General features: G+C 50.2%; 7 protein-coding genes. 4 read left to right on the top strand and 3 right to left on the bottom strand.

Annotated features, from left to right (window positions below; all coding sequences use genetic code 11):
- Positions 1-270: 270 nt before the first annotated feature.
- Positions 271-1,839, bottom strand: a complete 1,569-nt coding sequence (cobA, locus tag POG22_RS24355) for a uroporphyrinogen-III C-methyltransferase (RefSeq protein WP_498907448.1) — start codon at positions 1,837-1,839, stop codon at positions 271-273.
- 9 nt (positions 1,840-1,848) lie between these two features.
- Positions 1,849-2,076 (bottom strand): hypothetical protein, encoded by a 228-nt coding sequence (locus POG22_RS24350; RefSeq protein WP_498907447.1) that lies wholly within the window; start codon positions 2,074-2,076, stop codon positions 1,849-1,851.
- Positions 2,077-2,471: 395 nt separating this feature from the next.
- Between POG22_RS24350 and POG22_RS24345 the strand changes: the two genes are divergently transcribed.
- On the top strand, positions 2,472-3,476 hold the full coding sequence (locus POG22_RS24345; RefSeq protein WP_063717710.1) for a succinylglutamate desuccinylase/aspartoacylase family protein: 1,005 nt from the start codon (positions 2,472-2,474) through the stop codon (positions 3,474-3,476).
- Positions 3,477-3,594: 118 nt separating this feature from the next.
- Here the strand turns inward: POG22_RS24345 and POG22_RS24340 are convergent, their stop codons facing one another.
- On the bottom strand, positions 3,595-5,007 hold the full coding sequence (locus POG22_RS24340) for an isochorismate synthase (protein WP_063717709.1): 1,413 nt from the start codon (positions 5,005-5,007) through the stop codon (positions 3,595-3,597).
- Positions 5,008-5,329: 322 nt separating this feature from the next.
- Here POG22_RS24340 and menA point away from each other — a divergent pair, with 322 nt between their 5' ends.
- The 3 genes from menA (at position 5,330) to POG22_RS24325 (ending at position 20,235) form a co-directional block, all read left to right on the top strand.
- Positions 5,330-6,253 carry a 2-carboxy-1,4-naphthoquinone phytyltransferase gene (gene menA, locus POG22_RS24335; protein ID WP_063717708.1) on the top strand — a complete coding sequence of 308 codons (924 nt, stop codon included), beginning with the start codon at positions 5,330-5,332 and terminating at the stop codon, positions 6,251-6,253.
- A 1,959-nt stretch (positions 6,254-8,212) separates the two neighbouring features.
- On the top strand, positions 8,213-14,218 hold the full coding sequence (locus POG22_RS24330) for a hybrid sensor histidine kinase/response regulator (RefSeq protein ID WP_498907446.1): 6,006 nt from the start codon (positions 8,213-8,215) through the stop codon (positions 14,216-14,218).
- Complete coding sequence (locus tag POG22_RS24325; RefSeq protein WP_498907445.1) at positions 14,215-20,235, top strand: hybrid sensor histidine kinase/response regulator; 6,021 nt, start codon at positions 14,215-14,217, stop codon at positions 20,233-20,235. The genes POG22_RS24330 and POG22_RS24325 overlap by 4 nt, the downstream gene beginning before the upstream one ends.
- Positions 20,236-20,319: the final 84 nt, after the last annotated feature.

The following is a 20,319-nucleotide window of genomic DNA, read 5'->3' as shown; positions in this document are numbered from 1 at the left end:
TTACAGCCTGTGAAGCGAGTGTAAGACTTGAAGGATCTCGATCCGGAGAGCAACTGCGAAAAACTCGAGAGAGAAGGAAGCAGGAACCCAAATCGCGAGGTTTGGGAATCACCGTCCTTCCAGGGCGGTGAGGATGTCAACTCAACGTGAGAAATCCTTTTCTCTCCATTTTCTGGTGGGGGCGGTGCGTGAGGCGGGAAGTGCTTTTTCCTGACTTCGACGGGATTTTTAGCCCCGCGTCACGACACCCTACGTTTCTCGTCTCCTCACCTAAGCGTTAACCCAACGGACGATCGCTCGATACAGACCTTCGATAGTGTATTCTTCGGCTTCGATGTCGCAGCGTCCGAAGGTGGACAGACAGCTTTCGGTGGTTTGGGGACCGATGGAGGCCAAGGCCACGTTGTCTAAGGAAATCTCCCCAGCATCGTTGACGAGTTTTGCGAAGTTTCTCACGGTTTTGGAACTGGCGAAGGTGACGACATCGACGGTTCTACGACGTAAGGCGTTGAGGGCGGCGGGTTCGAGGGACGCGGGACAGCGGGATTCGTAAGCGGGAACCATTTCGACGATCGCTCCGGCTTCGGTAAACTGTTTTCCCAATAGGGTACGTCCGCCGGTTTCGACGCGGGGACAGAGGAAGGTCTTTCCGGCGACGGGTTCGGGGAAGTTCTCGACGAGGGAATCGGCGACGAAGTCGGGGGGGATAAAGTCGGCGTTGAACCCGCGTTGTTCGAGGATTTTGGCGGTTTTGCGACCGACGACGGCAATTTTGAGTCCGCCGAGGCTGCGAACGTCTCGACCTTTTTCTTGTAAGCGATCGAGCAGGTATTCGACGCCGTTACTGGAGGAAAACACCACCCAGTCGAATTGAGATACGCGATCGATCGCTCGGTCTAATTCGTCCCAACTCGACGGCGGCCCGATTTCTAAGGCGGGGGTAGAAAGGGCGTTCGCCCCGGCGTCGGTTAACAGGGTTTGAAAATTGCTCGACTGTCCGCTCGATCGCGTGACTAAAATGGTTTTTCCAGCTAAAAGACCGGTTTTCGTGGCCATAAACTCCTCAAAATCTCGGAATTCCTCACGTAACTGCACGACTTTGCCGATGACGATAACGGTCGGCGAGGGAGGTTGTCCCGCAGTGCGTTTGACTATATTCTCTAACGTTCCGGTGCAAACGGACTGTTGGGGACGACCGGCCCAACTGACGAGGGCGATGGGAGTCTGGGGCGATTTTCCGCGACGGAGAAGGCGATCGCAGATTTCTTCAAGTCGGCGACGTCCCATTAAAAACACGAGGGTTTCGAGTTGGGCGAGGGCGTCCCAGGGGAGTTTGTCGGGATCGTGACCGCTGAAAACGGCGAATCCCGAACTGAGGGCGGCGTCGGTCAGGGGAATTCCGGCCAGGAGTGGGGCGGCGAGAGCGGACGAAATTCCGGGGACGATATCGAAGGGACAGTGGGCTTGTCGCAGGGCGCGGATTTCTGAGGCGCTGCGCCCGAAAACGAAGGGATCTCCGGCTTTGAGACGCACGACTCGCCGTCCTTGTAAGCAGTAGGCGACGAGGAGGCGATCGATCTCTGATTGGGGGGTACTCGGTCGTCCGCCTCGCTTTCCGACGTTGAGACAAAGACAGTCGGACGACACCCACTCTAACAGGCGATCGTCGGCGAGGGCGTCGTAAATCAAGACTTCGGCACGACGCAGTACGTCTTTTCCGCGAACGGTGAGATAGCCCACGTCACCGAGTCCCGCCCCGACGAGATACACGGTTTGGAGGGGGACTTCAGGGGAGGGAGGCGACAGCGAGTCGTCCGTGCGATCGCGGTGTTGTTGCATTGATTGGGATTAGCGGCGCACGGCTTTCCACGCAACCCATACTTGCCAGAAGAAAATTCCACTGACGACGAGGGTAAAGGCAATTTGAAAGTAAAAGTCGGGGCGCACGCTGAAGGCTTCGAGATTCCACATGGCGCGAGATGGCGATCGATTGCTGGATAAGTGTTGATGTGGAATTTTAAACTTATCGCGGTTCTTCAGGTTTGGGACTGTGCGATCGGGTCGTTTTAATTCCACAATATTTTTTCATTTTAAGAGGATCGGACATCAAATCGCAAGGACTTTGGTGTCTCGAGTTGTATTTCGATATTTTTTGAACTTTAAAATACTGTATTTTTTATAGTTTGTCACGATCGTTTATCGAGCTTTAAACGAGGATATTGAATTAAAATCGATACGTATTTTAACCCAAAGTAACGAACGAGAAATTCATCTTAGAGAGACGCGAACATTATTAGAGTCCGGTCGATCGAGAACGGTTTGAGTCAGGCGACGAGACTGGATATCTGGCGGAGAGTATCTCGCAAACGCAGACAGACCCTCGGAAAAAATTGTTATCGTAAAAAGCTATCAGGTGAAACTCGAACATCTAAACACTCACAAATCCACGATTTCTCGACTTCAAACGCTTCATGGAAGACCGCTTGCAAGATTTACGTGCTGCTAACGCGATCGATATCGGAGACACCACCGTTCCCGCCGTTTCCCGCGTTCAACTCGAACTTCCCGTGGCGCGACTGGCCACGCAAACCCCGATTTCTCTCCCCGTCACCGTCGTAAACGGCTCCGAAACCGGGCCGGTATTGTGGCTGAGTGCGGCGATTCACGGAGACGAAATCAACGGGGTCGAAATCGTACGGCGAGTTCTCGATCGCGTGGTTCCCGAACAGCTTCGCGGTACCTTAATCGCCGTCCCGGTGGTCAACGTCTTTGGCTTTATCGAACAATCGCGATATTTACCCGATCGCCGCGATTTAAATCGCTCGTTTCCCGGTTCTCCGAGGGGGTCTCTGGCCTCGCGACTGGCCAGTTTGTTCATGAAAGAGGTCGTCCACCACTCCACCCACGGCATCGACTTACATACTGCCTCAGACCACCGCACCAATTTACCCCAAATCCGCGCCAACTTGGACGACTCGGAAACCTATCGTTGTGCGATGGCGTTTGGCGTTCCGGTGGTGATTCATTCGACGATTCGCGACGGTTCGCTTCGTCAAGCGGCCACACAGCAGGGAATTCCGGTGTTGTTGTACGAAGCGGGGGAAGCCTTGCGCTTCGATCGCCAGGCCATCGAAGTCGGCGTCGAAGGGGTGTTGCGGGTGATGAACGCCCTAAAGATGTACGAAACGCAACTGCACCCGTTACCCTTCGCCCCGGTGGAAGTGCGAAAAACCCAATGGATTCGATCGCCGATGGGGGGAATTTTGCTCCTGAACGTAGAATTAGGGCAGAAGGTAGTCAAAAAGCAAAAACTCGGCGTCATCGTCGATGTTTTCGGCAATATCGGCGCGAAAGTCGTCGCCCCCTGTCACGGGGCGATCGTGGGGATAACCCAGAATCCCCTAGTCAATCAAGGGGACGGTATCGTTCATATCGCCCATGTACCGGGTGATGAAGACAGTCACCTTTTACAGTGAACAGTGAACAGTGTTTCAGTCACCAGCCTTTTACAGTGAGCAGTCAACAGTGAGCAGTCAACAGTGGAGACAGTTGACAGTTTCTCCCCTGCTCCCCCTCTCCCTTTCTCCCCCTCTTCTAAGCCAACGCTTTCAGAAGGGCTTGGAATTTGAGTTGAATTTCGGCGAGTTCTTTTTCGGGGTCGGAACCGTGGACGATCCCCGCTCCGGCGTAGAGACGGGCGCGATCGCCGTCGAGGAGAGCCGATCGAATTCCCACGACGAACTCGCCGTTTCCATCGCCGTCTAGCCAACCGAGGGGGGCGGCGTAAAGTTGGCGATCGAACGGTTCCCATTGGCGAATGGCGTCGCAGGCGAGGGAACGGGGAACCCCCGCCACGGCGGGCGTCGGGTGCAGGCGTTCGAGAACTTGCAACGGATGTACGCCGTCGGGAACGGTGGCTTGTACGGGCGTCCACAGATGTTGGATGTTGGATAGTTGCAACAGGCGCATCGGGGGAATCGGGTGCAAGGTCAAACCGAGGTCTTGCAGGTGTTCTTGGATGAAGTGCAACACCACTCGATGTTCGTGGAGTTCTTTGGGATTGCACAGCAGGCTGTTGGCGAGGTGGGCGTCGGCGGTGGTGGTGATGCCTCGGGGTGCAGATCCGGCCAGGGCGTCGGCGAGGAGTTCCCCGTCGCGAATTTGTAGGAGGCGTTCGGGACTGGCGCCGATAAACTGTTGGCCGCGACCGTTTCCGACGGCGAAGGTGTAGCAGTCGGGGTAGAGGTGACGTAGGTTGTTGAGGGTTCCGGTGAGGTGGTATGGCGAGGGGGCTTGCAGGTCGATGGCGTGGGAGAGAACGACTTTTTGAAGGGATTGGGTGGCGATCGCGTCGAGGGCTTTTTCGACGGATTGTTTGAAGCGATCGATATAGCGGAAGTCCGTTTGGCTGCGTTTGGGGGAACGCTGGGTCAGGCTGCGACATCCGAGCGATCGCAGGTCGCGCAAGACGCGCCAAATTTGACGGGTGAGGCGATCGAGGTTGCTGTTGGCGTCGAGACGGAGGTTGCAGACGGCGGTACTGTGGCGGCCGCGTCGAGAAATTTGCCAGCGAGGGAGGAAGACGGTCGCGGCGGGAAATGGGGCGTCGCGATCGCTGGTACGCTCGAAGAAGGTGAAGCTACAAAAAAAGCGCATTCCACTGTCGGGGGATTGGCTGTCTCCGCCCACAATGGCGCGATCGAGGCAGGTTTCGACAAATTCCCGCGCCACGTCAAAGCGGTTTTTGTCGTCTACGTTGAGATGACAGGCAGTTCCGACAGCCGCGACAGCGGTGTTTTGGTTGGGGTTTTCCAGGTAAAAAAGTTGTTCTCCGCCGTCGAAGAGGCGGGAAAAGGCCACCAGGGGATCGATCGCGGGCAGTTCCCACGACAGACTGATCCAGTGCGGTTGACATTTTTCAAGGGATCTTTTCTGACAATTGAAAAGAAATGCTTCGAGGTCTTGACAAGTTTGAAAAAGTTTTGTCGGATTGGGTTTAACTGCCATGAACCGGACGGATGTAAAGTTTTATTAAACTAAGAACGGCGTCCGACTGCTGCGAACGGGTCGCCAGTCCGGTAGGGGAGTTTGGCGCAGATGTCCCGTCAGACTCGCCGCCTGAGTACCAAATTACCACTGATACCTGGAAAACGCGGGGTTTAAGGGGGTCGAGGGAGGCGATCGCACCGGGGGAAAGGAGAAAGCAGAGGTGTGGGTTTCAGACAGTTTGAGGGCTTTTTCCAAAGGTGTCTACCGTTGGTTTAAGAACCATTGATAGAATACAAAAGACTTCAGAAAGCGAAAAATCAAAACAACTAAAATTCACAAAATGACAACGCTATCCGATCCTTCACAGGCTCCAAACACATCAAAACTCTGGTTTGCGGCTATCAAACCACCCATGTACACCGTAGCGGTGATTCCGATTTGGGTGGGGACGGCGGTAGCCGTTGCGGAAACCCATCGTCTCGAGGTGCGATCGTTTTCTACATTTTTAATTTCTGCCATTTTAATTCTTGCCTGGTTAAATCTCAGTAACGATGTGTTTGACTCGGATACAGGCATCGATAAAAATAAAGCTCATTCTCTGGTGAATTTAACGGGGAATCGATCGCTGATTTTTTGGATGTCTAACCTCTTTTTAGCGCTGGGGATTGCAGGGATTTTCGCCATCGCCGTGTGGCAGCGGGATCTCACCGTCCTCGAAATCGTTCTCGCCTGCTGCGCCTTGGGTTACAGCTACCAGGGGCCGCCGTTTCGCCTGGGATATCACGGTCTCGGCGAATCGATCTGTTTCGTCACCTTCGGGCCGATGGCACTGGCGGCGGCGTATTACAGCCAAACCCAAAGCTGGGCGGGACTGTTAGCGAACCCGCTGCCGTTTGTAGCCACTTCGACGTTCGTGGGACTGGCCACGAGTTTGATTTTGTTTTGTTCTCATTTTCACCAAGTCGAAGACGACTTGGCCGCTGGGAAGCGATCGCCCATCGTACGCCTGGGTACCGAACGGGGGGCGAAGGTGTTACCCTGGCTCAGCGGCACGATGTTCGGTGCGGTGGCGATCGCAGTGATATCGGGCAGCGTCTCGCCCTGGACGTTACTGTGTTTGGCAAGTCTTCCGCTGGCGGTGCAGTTAGTGCAGCACGTGGGGGAAAACCACGATCGCCCCGAACTCGTCAGTAACTGCAAGTTTATCGCCGTCAACTTGCACTTTGCCAGTGGCGTGTTGTTGGGATTGGGATTAGTCCTGTAGGGACGCTCCAACGTCCCTTGGAAACCCCGCGATACGGAATCCAGTTCGGCAACCTCGATGTTGCGGCTCTGGCTAAAAAGTCCCCATATCCCAAGACTTAACGCGATTTAGGTAGAGTGCTGATAAAGGGGGTACGGTTGGCGGATTCCGTATTCGGTGACAGAACCGAGTTTTTGTTCGTCCGATCTGACAGGATCGCGGCATACGTGAATAGTCGGGAGTTCGATCGCCCTGTCACTTTAGCTCGGGGTGGAAAAGCGACGCGTGCGGCATCCACAGCACTGTCAGCTTCCTTGAGCCTGTTTATCCAATCTTCGATTAGAGTTCGAGTCGAAATATTTCTCAAGCTCTTTCCTCAACAGGTATTAAACGACTGCGATCGTAATTTTCATTCCAAAAATGACAGAAGAGGGCTATACGGAATCCGTTTTCCATAAGCTTGGATTAAGCTTGGATTCCAAAATTCTTCACCACACCAGACACAGTGATTCGGGTCGGAAGATGGGGTCTCCTGAGATTACGGTGTAATTTGTTATGAATAATACGAAATTGAATCGGGGCGCATTGCCATGACGCCCCGACAGCAAGGGTTTTGACCGGGCATAAAATCCACTTATCACCTCAAACTTTGAAGATCCGGAAGATGAAAAGGGTGCATCTCAAAAATGTAAATTTATCAGATCGGTGTCTCTGCAATGAATTGAGCTGTTGTTGGGTTTCGCGATCGCGCCACCCATGGACTGAGCGAGGCCGAAGTCCAACCTACCTCAAACTCATATTTTTACAAAAGTGAGATGCACCCGATGAAAAAGCATTGTGTGAGATTCAGATTTGCAATCTTTGCATTTATTTTTGTTGATATTTTTAAATTTTTCGTTTATTTGAAATTTTAAAATAGCCAAAATCTTTAATATTTTTAAATGGATGCAATACATTTTTTTGTTCGTATAATCTAAATTGTATAGGCAAAAATCATAGAAATTTATATAGCAGTGCCAAATGAGTCCTCAAAAATTAAAACACCAGAAAAAATCTGATTCCCCGTTCCCCGTTCCCGATTCCCTTTTTGTCCAGATTTTGTTACACAACTGATTTAGGGTTGCTATAGATATTTTTTGCGATCGAAAAAAACAATTCGAGTGAGTTATTTCGATCGAATTATAATATATTTTAAATAGTACAACAGGATTGTAAATTTACGGAGCCGTGCATCCGCAAATTTACTTATAAACCAGTAGCGATCGTACGCATAATATTTTAGTTCAAATTCCGTAAAAATACAAGTATCTCGTTTTGTGAATTTGTAACACAACGAAACAAACATACTTTGCGACCTTGCAGCATAACTTTTTACGATTTATGTCAGTCAAACAACTTAGTTCGCAGAGCTACTGTATTGCAGAGATCTTTTATTTAATGCTATTAAGAACTTAGGGATGACAGATCGTACACAACTGACAGTCAGCTCGAAGGCGATCTACTTAGGTGCATCTCCAAAATGTAAATTCATCGGATACGAGCTTTCGTAATCGAACGAGCGGCTGTTGGGTCGAGCGAAGCCGAAACCCAATCTACCCCAAATTCATGTTTTGGCAAAAGTGAGACGCACCCGATCCACGTTCTTTAATATGTCAAGAATTATTGACTTAAATGAAGTTTACATTTTGTGTCAGTCACCGGACTGAATTTTTCGCATGATGCTTAAAACGAGAGATCCTTTTACAAATCGAGATGTATCTCTCAATTGCCTCAAAAGAGAGCCGTTTAGCCTCGATAGCGATCGCTCCTCTCTCCCTAACCCAACCGAGCGATCGCTCTTCGATCGCCACAGCAACTTCACCCAGCCTTCATCCTTGACGCTGCCTCTTCTAAGAATTCAGGCTTCTTCGAGAGTTTTCGGCTCTGTTCCCGAACGAGCGCAAACTCATACTCAATTTGACGGATTGTTTGGTAACGAGAATGCTTAACTTAGCTGGCTATCGAGAAATCGACCTTATCTATACCGGAAACCACACCCTGGTCTATCGCGGACAACGGACTCAAGACAGCCGACCCGTCATTATCAAAGTCTTACGCAACCCCAACCCCAACTTTAACGAATTAGTCCGGTTCCGCAACCAGTACGTCATTACCCGTTCTCTCGTCTCTCCCTATATCGTTCGCCCCTTAGCCCTCGAACGCTACGGCAACGGTTACGCTCTGATAATGCCCGACGAGGGAGCGATTCCTTTGTCTAACTACTGGCAACAGTCGTCACGTTCCTCAAGCGACTTTCTGTCGATCGCCATTCAACTAGCAGAAGCCCTGCATTTCCTCGCTCAGCAGCGAATCATCCACAAAGACATCAAGCCAGCCAACATCCTCGTTTGCCCCGACACCGGGAGAGTGAAACCGATCGACTTCTCGATCGCCTCCCTACTTCCCAAAGAACAACAACAGCTCACCAATCCCAACGTTCTCGAAGGAACGCTGGCCTACATTTCCCCAGAACAAACCGGACGGACAAACCGGAGTCTCGATTACCGCAGCGACTTCTACTCCCTCGGCGTTACGTTTTTCCAACTCCTAACCGGACAACTTCCCTTTATCGCTACCGATCCGATGGAGTTAGTGCATTGTCACATCGCTCGCGGGGTCAAGTTTCCGCTCGGCAGTCCCGTCCCCGAGGCGATACAGTCGATCGTTCTCAAATTGATGGCCAAGAACGCCGAAGATCGCTATCAGAGTGCGTTGGGATTGAAATACGATCTCGAGCGATGTCGGCAACAGTGGGAAGACAAAGGGGCGATCGAACCCTTTGAGTTAGGCAAGCGAGATCTCTGCGATCGCTTCGCCGTTCCCGAAAAGCTCTACGGACGAGAAGTCGAAATCCAAGCCTTGCTCGATGCCTTCGAGCGAGTCTCCCAAGGCCGAACCAAACTCATGCTGGTGTCGGGTTTCTCGGGCATCGGTAAAACTGCGGTCGTCAACGAAATCCACAAACCCATCGTGGCTCGCCGGGGGTATTTCGTCCGAGGAAAGTTCGACCAGCTCGATCGCAACATTCCGTTTTCAGGGTTCGTACGAGCCTTTCGAGACTTAATCGAACAACTGCTCGGCGACTCAGAAGCCGAACTGGCCGTCTGGAAGGTCGAGATTCTCGAGGCTGTCGGAGATAACGGTCGAGTTCTCATCGATGTGATTCCCGAATTAGAACAGATTATCGGTCCGCAACCGACCGTCCCCGAACTGTCTGGCAACGCCGCTCAAAACCGCTTTAACTTGCTCTTGTCGAAATTTATGGCGGTTTTCACGACGCCCGAACATCCTCTCGTGATGTTTTTAGACGACTTGCAATGGATAGACTCGGCGTCGATCGACCTTATGAAAGTGTTGCTCGGTGAAAATCGGAGCGGTTACTTACTCTTGCTGGGAGCTTATCGGGATAACGAAGTCTCTCCCGCCCATCCTCTAATGTTGAGTTTAGCGGAGTTGGAGAAAAACAAAGCCATCGTTTCCACGATCGCACTGCCGCCTTTAGCTCGACATCATATCGATTGCTTGGTTGCCGAAACGCTTCATTGCAGTCAAGAACTCGCACAGCCTTTAAGCGAATTAGTTTATCAAAAGACTCAAGGTAATCCGTTCTTTTGTATTCATTTTTTGAATAAATTGTATGAAGATAAACTGATTGTCTTTAATGCAGAGATCGGATTTTGGGAATGCGATCTCGCCCAAGTTTGTGATGCAGCACTGACTGACAATATTGAAACATTAATGGTAGAGCGATTGCAAAAACTACCAGAACCCGCACGAGAAAGTTTGAAGCTAGCAGCTTGCTTGGGCGATCGCTTCGATTTAGAAGCCTTATCAGTTGTTTGTAACAAGGACGAAGAGGAAATCGTTACGGAAATTTGGCCGGCTGTACAAGAAGGACTCGTTCTGCCGATCGGCAAAGCTTACAACTTTTTCCAAAAAGATTTCAACAATACCACTACCCAGTCAGCAACCGTCAGCTATCGCTTTCTACACGATCGCGTCCAACAAGCAGCCTATTCTCTCATTCCCGATTCTCAAAAACAAACCACTCACTACCATATCGGTCGACGTTTACTCAACAAGATACCGTCAGACGCCCGAGAAGAGCGAATTTTCGAACTTGTCAGCCAACTCAACTACGGCGTTGCGTTAATGAACGATCTCAGACAACGAGACGAACTCGCACGACTCAATCTCGTTGCTAGCCGTAAAGCCCGCAGTTCGACGGCTTATCGAGCGGGTTACAGCTATGCTCGAACCGGAATTTTATTACTCCAAGAAAATGCTTGGTTGCGGCAGTACGATATCAGTTTAGAGTTGCACGAATTCGCCGCAGAATTTGCGTTACTGTGTGGCGAATTCGAGGCAATGAATCAATTTATCGAAACGGTTATCGATCGCACTGAATCGATCCTCGATCGCATTGCCGTTTATCGCATCAAAATTCAGGCGTATACCTCTCAAAACAAACCGCTACAAGCGATCGCCGTCGCTCTAGAAGTTTTAGAACAGTTCGGTATTACGTTCCCCCAAAATGCAACAGCTAGCGATCTTCGGCAAAAAATTGCGGAGATTAAAACACAGTTGGAGGGTCGAAAAATTGAAGACTTAGCTCGTCTTCCCATTATGACAGATCGTGAAAAAATCGCGATCGTCCAAACGATTAATAATATCATGCCTGCGGCTTATATTTCAGGATCTTCTTTATATACATTTCTGGTTTGTTTGTCAGTAGAAATTTCCATTCAATATGGAAACATCCCCGAATCGATTCATGGATATGCAGGATATGGACTTCTGGCTTGCAATCGCTTGAAAGATGTAGAGACGGGCGTGCAGTTCGGTCAACTCGCCCTTCAATTAGTTTCTACTCTAGAGAAAAATGCAGTCAAGCCTCTAGCTTTATTTGTCGTTGGATTTTTTATTTTACATCGAAACTCTCACATTCAAAAAACGCTGCCGCTACTCCAAGAAGCTTATAGGTCAGGACTAGAAGTCGGCAATTTAGAATTCGTCGGATATAGTGCTGGAATTTTGTGCTGTCATTCATTTTGGTGCGGCCAGCCTCTCTCTACGTTAGAGCCAGAAATGAAAGCCTACTGTCAAGCGTTGATGCAATTCAACCAGCTTACAACGGTCAATTGGTGTCGCATTTATTGGCAATCGACTTTAAATTTACTGGACGCGACAGAACGTCCCAGTTATTTAACAGGAGAAGGTCTTCAAGAAGCAGAGTTTTTACCAAAACTGCTAGAATCTCGCGAATTCACAGCCTTGTATTTCTTCTATTTATCTAAACTGATGCTGAGCTACGTATTCGGAGAAATCGAATCGGCTCGCGATCGCGCTGCCGAGTGCCAGCACTATTTGATGGGCGGTATGGGAACCATCGGCGAACCCATCTTTTATTTTTACGAGTCCTTGAGTACGATCGCCTCGCTGGGTGAAGTTTCTACCAACACTGACGAGGGATTGCAGAAGGTCGAGCGCAACCAAAGAAAACTACAACACTGGGCAAACTACGCCCCGACGAACTATCAACATAAAGTCGATTTAGTCGAAGCGGAAAAATGTCAAGTTTTAGGGTACAAAGCCGAGGCGATCGAACTGTACGATCGCGCGATCGCCGGTGCGAAAGCCAACGAATACATCCAAGAAGAAGCCCTGGCTAACGAACTGGCAGCCAAATTTTACCTCGACTGGGGCAAAGACAAAGTGGCGGCCAGCTACATGAGCGAAGCCTATTACAGTTATGCCCGCTGGGGGGCTAAAGCCAAAGTCGAAGACTTAGCAACCCGTTACCCTCAACTGCTGGCACCTTTACTCCAACAGTCGAACCCGCGATCGCTTACCACTACGACCTCGATTCCCACCCGTACCGGAACCGTCACCTCCAGCAGTACCACCAGTTCGCTAGACTTAGCCTCCGCCATCAAAGCCTCCCAAGCCATTTCCGGGGAAATTCAACTCGAACGATTGCTTTCCCAATTGATGCAAGTGGTGATGGAAAATGCCGGAGCCTCCAAGAGTGCGTTACTCCTGCCCCATCGAAACACCCTAGCATTGGTCGCTCTGGCATCTTATACCGAGGCCGACCCAACCATTCGAGTCGCCTCTCTCGGAGAATCCCTCACACTCGAACCCGAACAAGAAGTTCCCGTTAGTATCGTCAATACTGTCTGGCGAACCCAAGATCCTCTGATCCTTCAGGACGCGATCGCCGAAACCAAATTTTCCACCGATTCCTATCTCGTTCGGCATCCCCCCAAAAGCATTCTCTGTATGCCGCTGCTCGATCGCGGCAAGTGTATCGGGGTGTTGTACCTGGAAAACCAACTGACCACAGATGCCTTTACCGGCGATCGCCTACAGCTTCTGAACCTCTTCTGCTCGCAAGCCGCGATTTCCATCGAAAACGCCCTGCTCTATCACAATCTAGAAGAAGCGAACCAACAACTAGAGAGCTACTCTCACACCCTCGAACAAAAAGTTGAAGAACGCACCGCCGAACTCCAACAGGCCAAAGAAGCGGCCGATGCGGCCAACGCGGCCAAAAGCGAGTTTCTCTCCAACATGAGCCACGAGTTACGAACCCCCCTCAACGGCATCCTCGGCTACGCGCAAATCCTCCAACGAGAACGCAACCTCACGCCTCGCTTTAGCGAAGGATTAAACGTCATCCGCCAAAGCGGTCGGCACTTGCTGACGTTGATTAACGATATCCTCGACCTCTCGAAAATCGAAGCTCGCAAGATGGAACTGTATCCGTCGGCGGTGAATCTCTCAGCCTTTCTCAACAGTGTCGTGGGCATCATCCAAATGCGAGCGATCGAAAAAGATATCTACTTTGACTGCGATGCTGCTCCCGACTTACCCGTGGGGATTCAAACCGACGAAAAACGCCTGCGTCAAGTTCTCATCAACCTGCTGGGAAATGCCGTTAAATTTACCGACTCCGGACAAGTGACGTTGCGAGTTTCTCAAATTGCCCGCCGAGAAGCGATCGCCACCCTTCGCTTTGAGATCGCCGATACGGGAGTGGGGATGAGCGACGACCAACTCGAAAAAATCTTCCAACCCTTCGAGCAGGTGGGAGATACGACGCGTCGAGCGGCCGGAACGGGTTTAGGCTTAGCCATTTCCCGGCAACTGGTGGAGTTGATGGGAGGACAGCTCCAGGTGAGCAGCCGACTCGGGGAAGGTTCGACCTTCTGGTTCGAGGTCAGCTTTGAAGCGAAGCAGGACAACCGTAACGTCACCCGATCGGCGAGCGGCGATCGCATTGTCGGCTACCAAGGACGACGACGCTGTATTTTAGCCGCCGACGACAAACTCGAGAGTCGCTTGGTGTTGTTGAATCTACTGGAGCCGTTAGGGTTTGAGATGATTTTGGCCGAAGACGGCCAGCAGGAATTGCAGTTAGCTCTCCAGCATCGACCCGACGCCATTATCACCGATTTAATCATGCCGGTGATGAGTGGGTTTGAAGCGATACAGGAGCTTCGTCGTCACAGCGAACTTCAGGAGATCCCGATTATCGCGATTTCTGCCAGTCTGCTCGACCGTGACGGACAGAGTCGAATTTCCCGTTGCGATGCCTTCGTGGCCAAACCCATCGACGCCGAGTTGTTGTTGGCGGCTCTCGGGGAGCAGCTGCAACTCGAATGGGTGTACGAAGCGATCGATGCGGAAACCGAACTGTCAGAGGAGGCGGTCTGCGGGCCGATCGTGCCGCCGCCCCCGTCGGAAATCGAGGTGCTGTACGACTTCGCGAGGATGGGCAATATGAAGCGAATTCGCGATCGCGCGGTCTATCTCGAGCAGCTCGACGATCGATACCGTCCGTTTGCCCGAAAACTTCAAGACTTGGCTCGTGGCTTTGAAGACCGAGCGCTTTTAGCCTTCATCGCGCAATCTCGATCCGTGGAAACTGGAGAACCCAAATGATGACTGAAAACACGACCCTTCTTCCTGGCTACAGTCACCTCGAACTGTTGCACTCTAGCTCTCGAACCTTGGTTTATCGGGGACGGCGAGCGATCGACGGTCGAGCGGTGATTCTCAAACTGCTCGATGCCGAGTATCCCAGTTTCCGCGAACTGGTCAATTTCCGCAACCAGTACGCCATTGCCAAAAACCTCGATTGTCCCGGTGTGGTCGAGCCTCTGGCATTGGAGAATTACCGAAACAGTTGCATTTTGGTGATGCCCGACGAAGGGGCGATTTCCTTGTCGGACTATGCCACCCAGCAACCTTTGAGTCTGGGGAAATTTTTGCCCGTTGCCATAGCTTTGGCACAGATTCTCGAGGGACTGTATCGAAGTCGGGTGATTCATAAAGACATCAAACCGGCAAATATTCTCATTCACCCCGACACCAAGCAAGTGAAACTGATCGATTTTTCGATCGCCTCCCAATTACCCAAAGAACAACAACAACCGATCGACCCGAACGTTCTCGAAGGTACCCTCGCTTATATTTCCCCCGAACAAACCGGACGCATGAATCGCAGCATCGATTACCGCAGCGATTTCTATTCCCTCGGCGTTACCTTTTACGAGCTGCTGACGGGACAGCTCCCCTTTATTGCCAGCGATCCGATGGAGTTAGTGCATTGTCACATCGCTCGCGAGGCTAAGTTTCCTGACGGGAGTTCGGTTCCCGAGGCGGTGCGGGCGATCGTTCTCAAGTTGATGGCCAAGAACGCCGAAGACCGCTATCAGAGTGCGTTGGGGTTGAAATACGACCTCGAGCGATGTTGGCAACAGTGGCAGGAAACCGGAGCGATCGAACCCTTTGAGTTGGGAGAGCGAGATGTGTGCGATCGCTTTACCATTCCCGAAAAGCTCTACGGACGAGAAGCCGAAGTGCGATCGTTACTCGAGGCGTTCGAGCGCGTGGCTGGCGGTGTCACAGAAATGATGTTGGTGGCGGGTTTTTCGGGGATTGGCAAAACCGCCGTGATTAACGAAGTTCACAAACCCATCGTCGCCCGACGGGGGTATTTCATTAAAGGCAAATTCGACCAATTCAACCGTAATATTCCTCTGAGCGCCTTCGTGCAAGCTTTTCGAGATTTAATGGAGCAACTGCTTTGTGAATCGGACGAAGAACTGGTCGCCTGGAAAGCCAAAATTCTCGACGCCGTCGGAGAAAGCGGTCGAGTCCTCATCGAAGTCATTCCCGAGTTAGAACACATTATCGGACCGCAACCGTCCGTTCTCGAACTGTCGGGTAATGCCGCTCAAAATCGCTTCAATTTACTTTTTCAAAAATTTATTGAGGTCTTCACCACCTCCGAGCATCCTCTAGTCATTTTTTTAGACGATTTACAGTGGGTCGATTTAGCCTCGCTCGCTTTAATTGAAGTGTTGGCGATCGAAAATCGTACGGGGTATTTATTATTGCTGGGAGCGTACCGCGACAATGAAATTACTCCTACCCATCCATTAATGTTGAGCCTTAAAAAAATTAAGGAGCATAGAGCCATTGTTTCTACAATGGCTCTGCAACCTTTAACACGAGATCGGATCGATCTCTTGATTGCAGAAACATTGTGTTGTAACAAAAAATCTGCTCGACCGCTGACGGAGTTAGTGGAACTCAAAACCCAAGGAAATCCCTTTTTTATCATCCAGTTTCTCACAACACTTTACGAAGAGCAACTCATCGTCTTTAATTCGACTTTGGGACATTGGGAATGCGATCTTTCTCTCGTACGAGAGGTAACGCTTACCGATAATGTGGTGGAATACATTGTCAAGAGTTTACAAAAACTGCCCGAGACGACTCGAGATGTGTTAAAGTTAGCAGCTTGTATTGGTAGCAAATTTGAAATCGAAACGTTATCGGTAATTTGTGAAGTATCTGAAGAAGCGATCGCCGATCGAATTTGGGTAGCACTTCAAGCGGGTTTGATTTTGCCAGTGAGCGAATCTTATAAGTTTTTTCAGCATTTAGAGGCAGATAAAACATCGATCGATTTTAGGAAAACTGATAGTATTTCAGTTCGCTCTGTGACCTATCGTTTTTTACACGATCGCGTTCAGCAGGCTGCCTACTCACTTATTCTAGAAGAGCAAAAACAAGTAACTCACCTCAAAATCGGGCGGCGGCTCCTTGAAAAAACTCCATCAGAAAAGCAAGAAGAAACGATCTTCTCCATCGTCAGCCAGTTGAATATTGGTTACAGATTATTAACCACACAAGTCGAACGGGATTATCTCGCTCAGCTTAACTTGAAAGCCGCACAAAAAGCCAAATCAGCTACCGCTTATTCCGCCGCACAATCGTACTTGAATATAGGGATAGAACTGCTCAGCTTTGAGGGTTGGTCTCGGCAATACGCCCTCACGTTATCGCTTTATAAATTGGCAGCAGAGATAGCATATCTCAACGGCAACTTAGAGGAAATGGAGGTTTTGGGCGATCGCGTTTTACAAAACTCTAAAAATATTGTCGAAAATATCAAAATTTACGAAATTAAGATAACAGCTTACACGTCACAAAATCGTATCGACGAAGGAATTAAAGTCGGATTGCACGCTCTCGAAATTTTAGGAATTGTGTTTCCTAAAATCCCTCAACCTTCAGATCTGCAACGCGAACTTGAAACAGTGATGGCGAGTCCTATTGGAAAAAAACCGTTGGCTGCACTCGATTTTTCAGAAATGACCGATCCGGTAAAACTCGCCGCCATGAGCCTTTTATCGACCTTATTTCCTCCAGTTTATCTGTCTTTTCCCGATCTGATGCCACTACTCGTTTTAGAACAAGTGAAGTTGTCAATTCGATATGGAAATTCTCCTTGGTCGGCTTTAGCTTATGCAATTTACGGCGAAATTCTCTGTGGAATTGTCGGTGACATTGAGTTAGGTTATCAATTTGGTAAACTTTCGTTAACATTACTTGACAAGTTTAACCAAAAAGCAATTCAATCTCGAACCTTAGACATTCTCGAAGGGTTTGTTTTTCATTGGAAAGACCATGCCAAAAGTACGATCGAGCCGATGCGTTGGGCATATCAATGTGGCATGAAATCAGGTGAGTTTGAATGGGCCGGCTACACGGCGTTTAAAATCTGTCAGTATTCACTGTTTATCGGAAAAGAACTCACGGCTCTCGAACCGGAAATGAGTCTGTGGAGCCAAGACCTCGAGCGACTCCATCAAAAAATGGGAGTCAATTTAATTGCAGTGACGCGACAGACAGCTTTAAATTTAATCGCTCAGAGTGACACTCCTAGTTGTTTGGTGGGAGAAGCGGTCGATGAAAGGCAGTTACTGCCCACTTATTTAGAAAACAAAAATGGATACGGACTCCATTATTTTTATTTAAACAAACTTATTCTATCCTATCTATTTGGAGAATTCGATTTAGCCATCCGCTATTCTGAATCTGCCGCTGACTATTTAGAAACTGTTACCGCCGCCCTCGCCGTTCCCGTCTTTCATTTCTACGATTCTTTAGCGCGACTGGCAATCGATGCAAATCTCGACTTGGACGATCGCCTGAAAAACCGAGACAAAATCAAGCAAAACCAAGACAAAATGAAAATTTGGGCTGATTGCGCCCCCAGCAACTATTCCCATAAATTTGCTCTAGTCGAGGCAGAACGACATCGAATTTTAGGTGAAGACCTCGAAGCGATCGCACTGTTCGACCGAGCCATTGCCGAGGCCACTACGAACGACTATATCCACGAAGCAGCCCTAGCGAGCGAACGTGCCGCTCTCTTTTACCTCGATCGAGGAAACCTGAAAAGTGCTGCCAGTTATATGCAAGAAGCGTACTCGGGTTACGGACGATGGGGAGCCACCGCTAAAACCGAGCGACTGTTAGCCCAATATCCTCAACTACTCCAACCCATTATCACTAGCCGAGATGCTCCGCTGGCTTCCCAAGAAACCATCGCGCCACTTTTTCCTCAAAGTACTCTATCTCACCTTTCAAGCAGTAGCACCACTTCCGAAGGTCTCGACGCAGCCAGTCTCCTCAAAACTTGCCACATCATCTCAAGCGAACTACAACGCGATCGACTCATTGCTAAACTCACTGGCGTTTTAATGGAAAATGCCGGAGCGACGAAATGCGCTCTGATTTTACCGACTGATTCTCACTGGTGCGTTGAAGCCCTGGCTACTTTAAAAGAACAACAACAGTTTGCTCAACATTCCCTCGAAACCAGCACTGAAGTTCCCGTTTCTCTGATTCGTTACGTTCGCCATCTCTGCGAAGCCTTAACCTACGACAATATTGCACAAGAGGAACGCTGGAGCAGCGATCGCTATATTCAAAAACACCAACCTAAAAGTATTTTGTGTTTGCCCATTCTCAAACATGAGAGCTTTTTAGGTATTCTCTACTTAGAAAACGATCGAACTGTTGCCGCTTTTCCCCCTCGCCTGCAAGAAGTTCTGAAACTCCTTACCGCTCAAGTCGCGATCGCCATTGAAAACGCCACTCTCTACCGCAACTTAGAACGTGCCAACCAACAACTGGAGGACTACTCTCACACCCTCGAACAAAAAGTTGAAGAACGCACCGCCGAACTCCAACAGGCCAAAGAAGCGGCCGACGCGGCCAACGCGGCCAAAAGCGAGTTTCTCTCCAACATGAGCCACGAGTTACGAACCCCCCTCAACGGCATCCTCGGCTACGCACAAATCCTCCAACGGGAACGTAACCTTACTCCTCGTTTTAGCGAAGGATTAAACGTCATTCGGCAAAGTGGCAAACACTTGCTGACGTTGATTAACGACATCCTCGACCTCTCGAAAATCGAAGCTCGCAAGATGGAACTGTATCCATCGACAGTGAACCTCTCGGCGTTTCTCGACAGTGTCGCCGGGATTATTCGGATGCGAGCGATCGAAAAAGATATTTACTTTGACTGCGATGCTGCTCCTAACTTACCCGTGGGGATTCACACCGACGAAAAACGCCTGCGTCAAGTCCTCATCAACCTGCTGGGGAACGCCGTTAAATTCACCGACTCCGGCCAAGTGACTCTGCGAGTTTCCCAAACGGCTTGCGAGGGAGCCAAAGCCACCCTTCGCTTTGAAGTCATCGACACCGGGGTTGGCATGAGTGAAGACCAACTCGAGAAAATCTTCCAACCCTTCGAGCAGGTGGGAGATACGACGCGTCGAGCGGCCGGAACGGGGTTAGGCTTAGCCATTTCCCGCCAACTGGTAGACTTGATGGGAGGACAACTCCAAGTGAGCAGCCGACCTGGGGAGGGTTCGACCTTCTGGTTCGAGGTCAGCTTTGAAGCGAGTCAGGCAAAGACTTCAGTTACTTCATCTCGGGTCGGACGGATCGTCGGTTATCAAGGACGACGACGCCGTATTTTAGCCGCCGACGACAAACTCGAGAGCCGCCTGGTGTTGTTGAATCTACTGGAGCCGTTAGGGTTTGAGATGATTTTGGCCGAAGACGGCCAACAAGAATTGCAGTTAGCTCTCCAGCATCGACCCGATACCATTATCACCGATTTAATTATGCCGGTGATGAGTGGGTTTGAAGCGATACAAGAGATTCGCTGCCACAGCGAACTTCAGGAGATCCCGATTATCGCGATTTCTGCCAGTCTGCTCGACTATGACGGACAGAGTCGAATTTCCCGTTGCGATGCCTTCGTGGCCAAACCCATCGACGCCGAGTTGTTGTTGGCGGCTCTCGGGGAGCAGCTGCAACTCGAATGGGTGTACGAAGCGATCGATGTGGAAACCGAACCGTCTGAGGGGGCGGTCAGCAGACCGATCGTGCCGCCGCCACCGTCGGAAATTGAGGTGCTGTACGACTTCGCGAGGATGGGCAATATGAAGCGAATTCGCGATCGCGCGGCCTATTTCGAGCAGCTCGATCCTCAATACCGTCCGTTTGCCCGAAAACTTCAAGACTTGGCTCGCCGCTTTGAAGACCGAGCTATTTTAACGTTTATCCAACAATATCTGTCTTAAAACAAAACTTGTTTTACAACAGATCTTGCAATTGACCCAGAAAACGAACGATGACTGAAAACACGACCCTTTTACCTGGCTACG

Source organism: Geitlerinema sp. CS-897, from assembly GCF_028368005.1.
In the GTDB taxonomy this organism is placed as follows: Bacteria; Cyanobacteriota; Cyanobacteriia; order Cyanobacteriales; family Geitlerinemataceae; genus Baaleninema; species Baaleninema simplex.
This window is presented reverse-complemented; position numbering and strand designations above follow the sequence as displayed.

Coding starts and splice junctions, on each gene's coding strand:
- cobA (WP_498907448.1), bottom strand. CDS start 1,839: ATGCAACAACACCGCGATCGCACGGACGACTCGCTGTCGCCTCCCTCC.
- POG22_RS24330 (WP_498907446.1), top strand. CDS start 8,213: ATGCTTAACTTAGCTGGCTATCGAGAAATCGACCTTATCTATACCGGA.
- POG22_RS24325 (WP_498907445.1), top strand. CDS start 14,215: ATGATGACTGAAAACACGACCCTTCTTCCTGGCTACAGTCACCTCGAA.
- POG22_RS24340 (WP_063717709.1), bottom strand. CDS start 5,007: ATGGCAGTTAAACCCAATCCGACAAAACTTTTTCAAACTTGTCAAGAC.
- POG22_RS24345 (WP_063717710.1), top strand. CDS start 2,472: ATGGAAGACCGCTTGCAAGATTTACGTGCTGCTAACGCGATCGATATC.
- menA (WP_063717708.1), top strand. CDS start 5,330: ATGACAACGCTATCCGATCCTTCACAGGCTCCAAACACATCAAAACTC.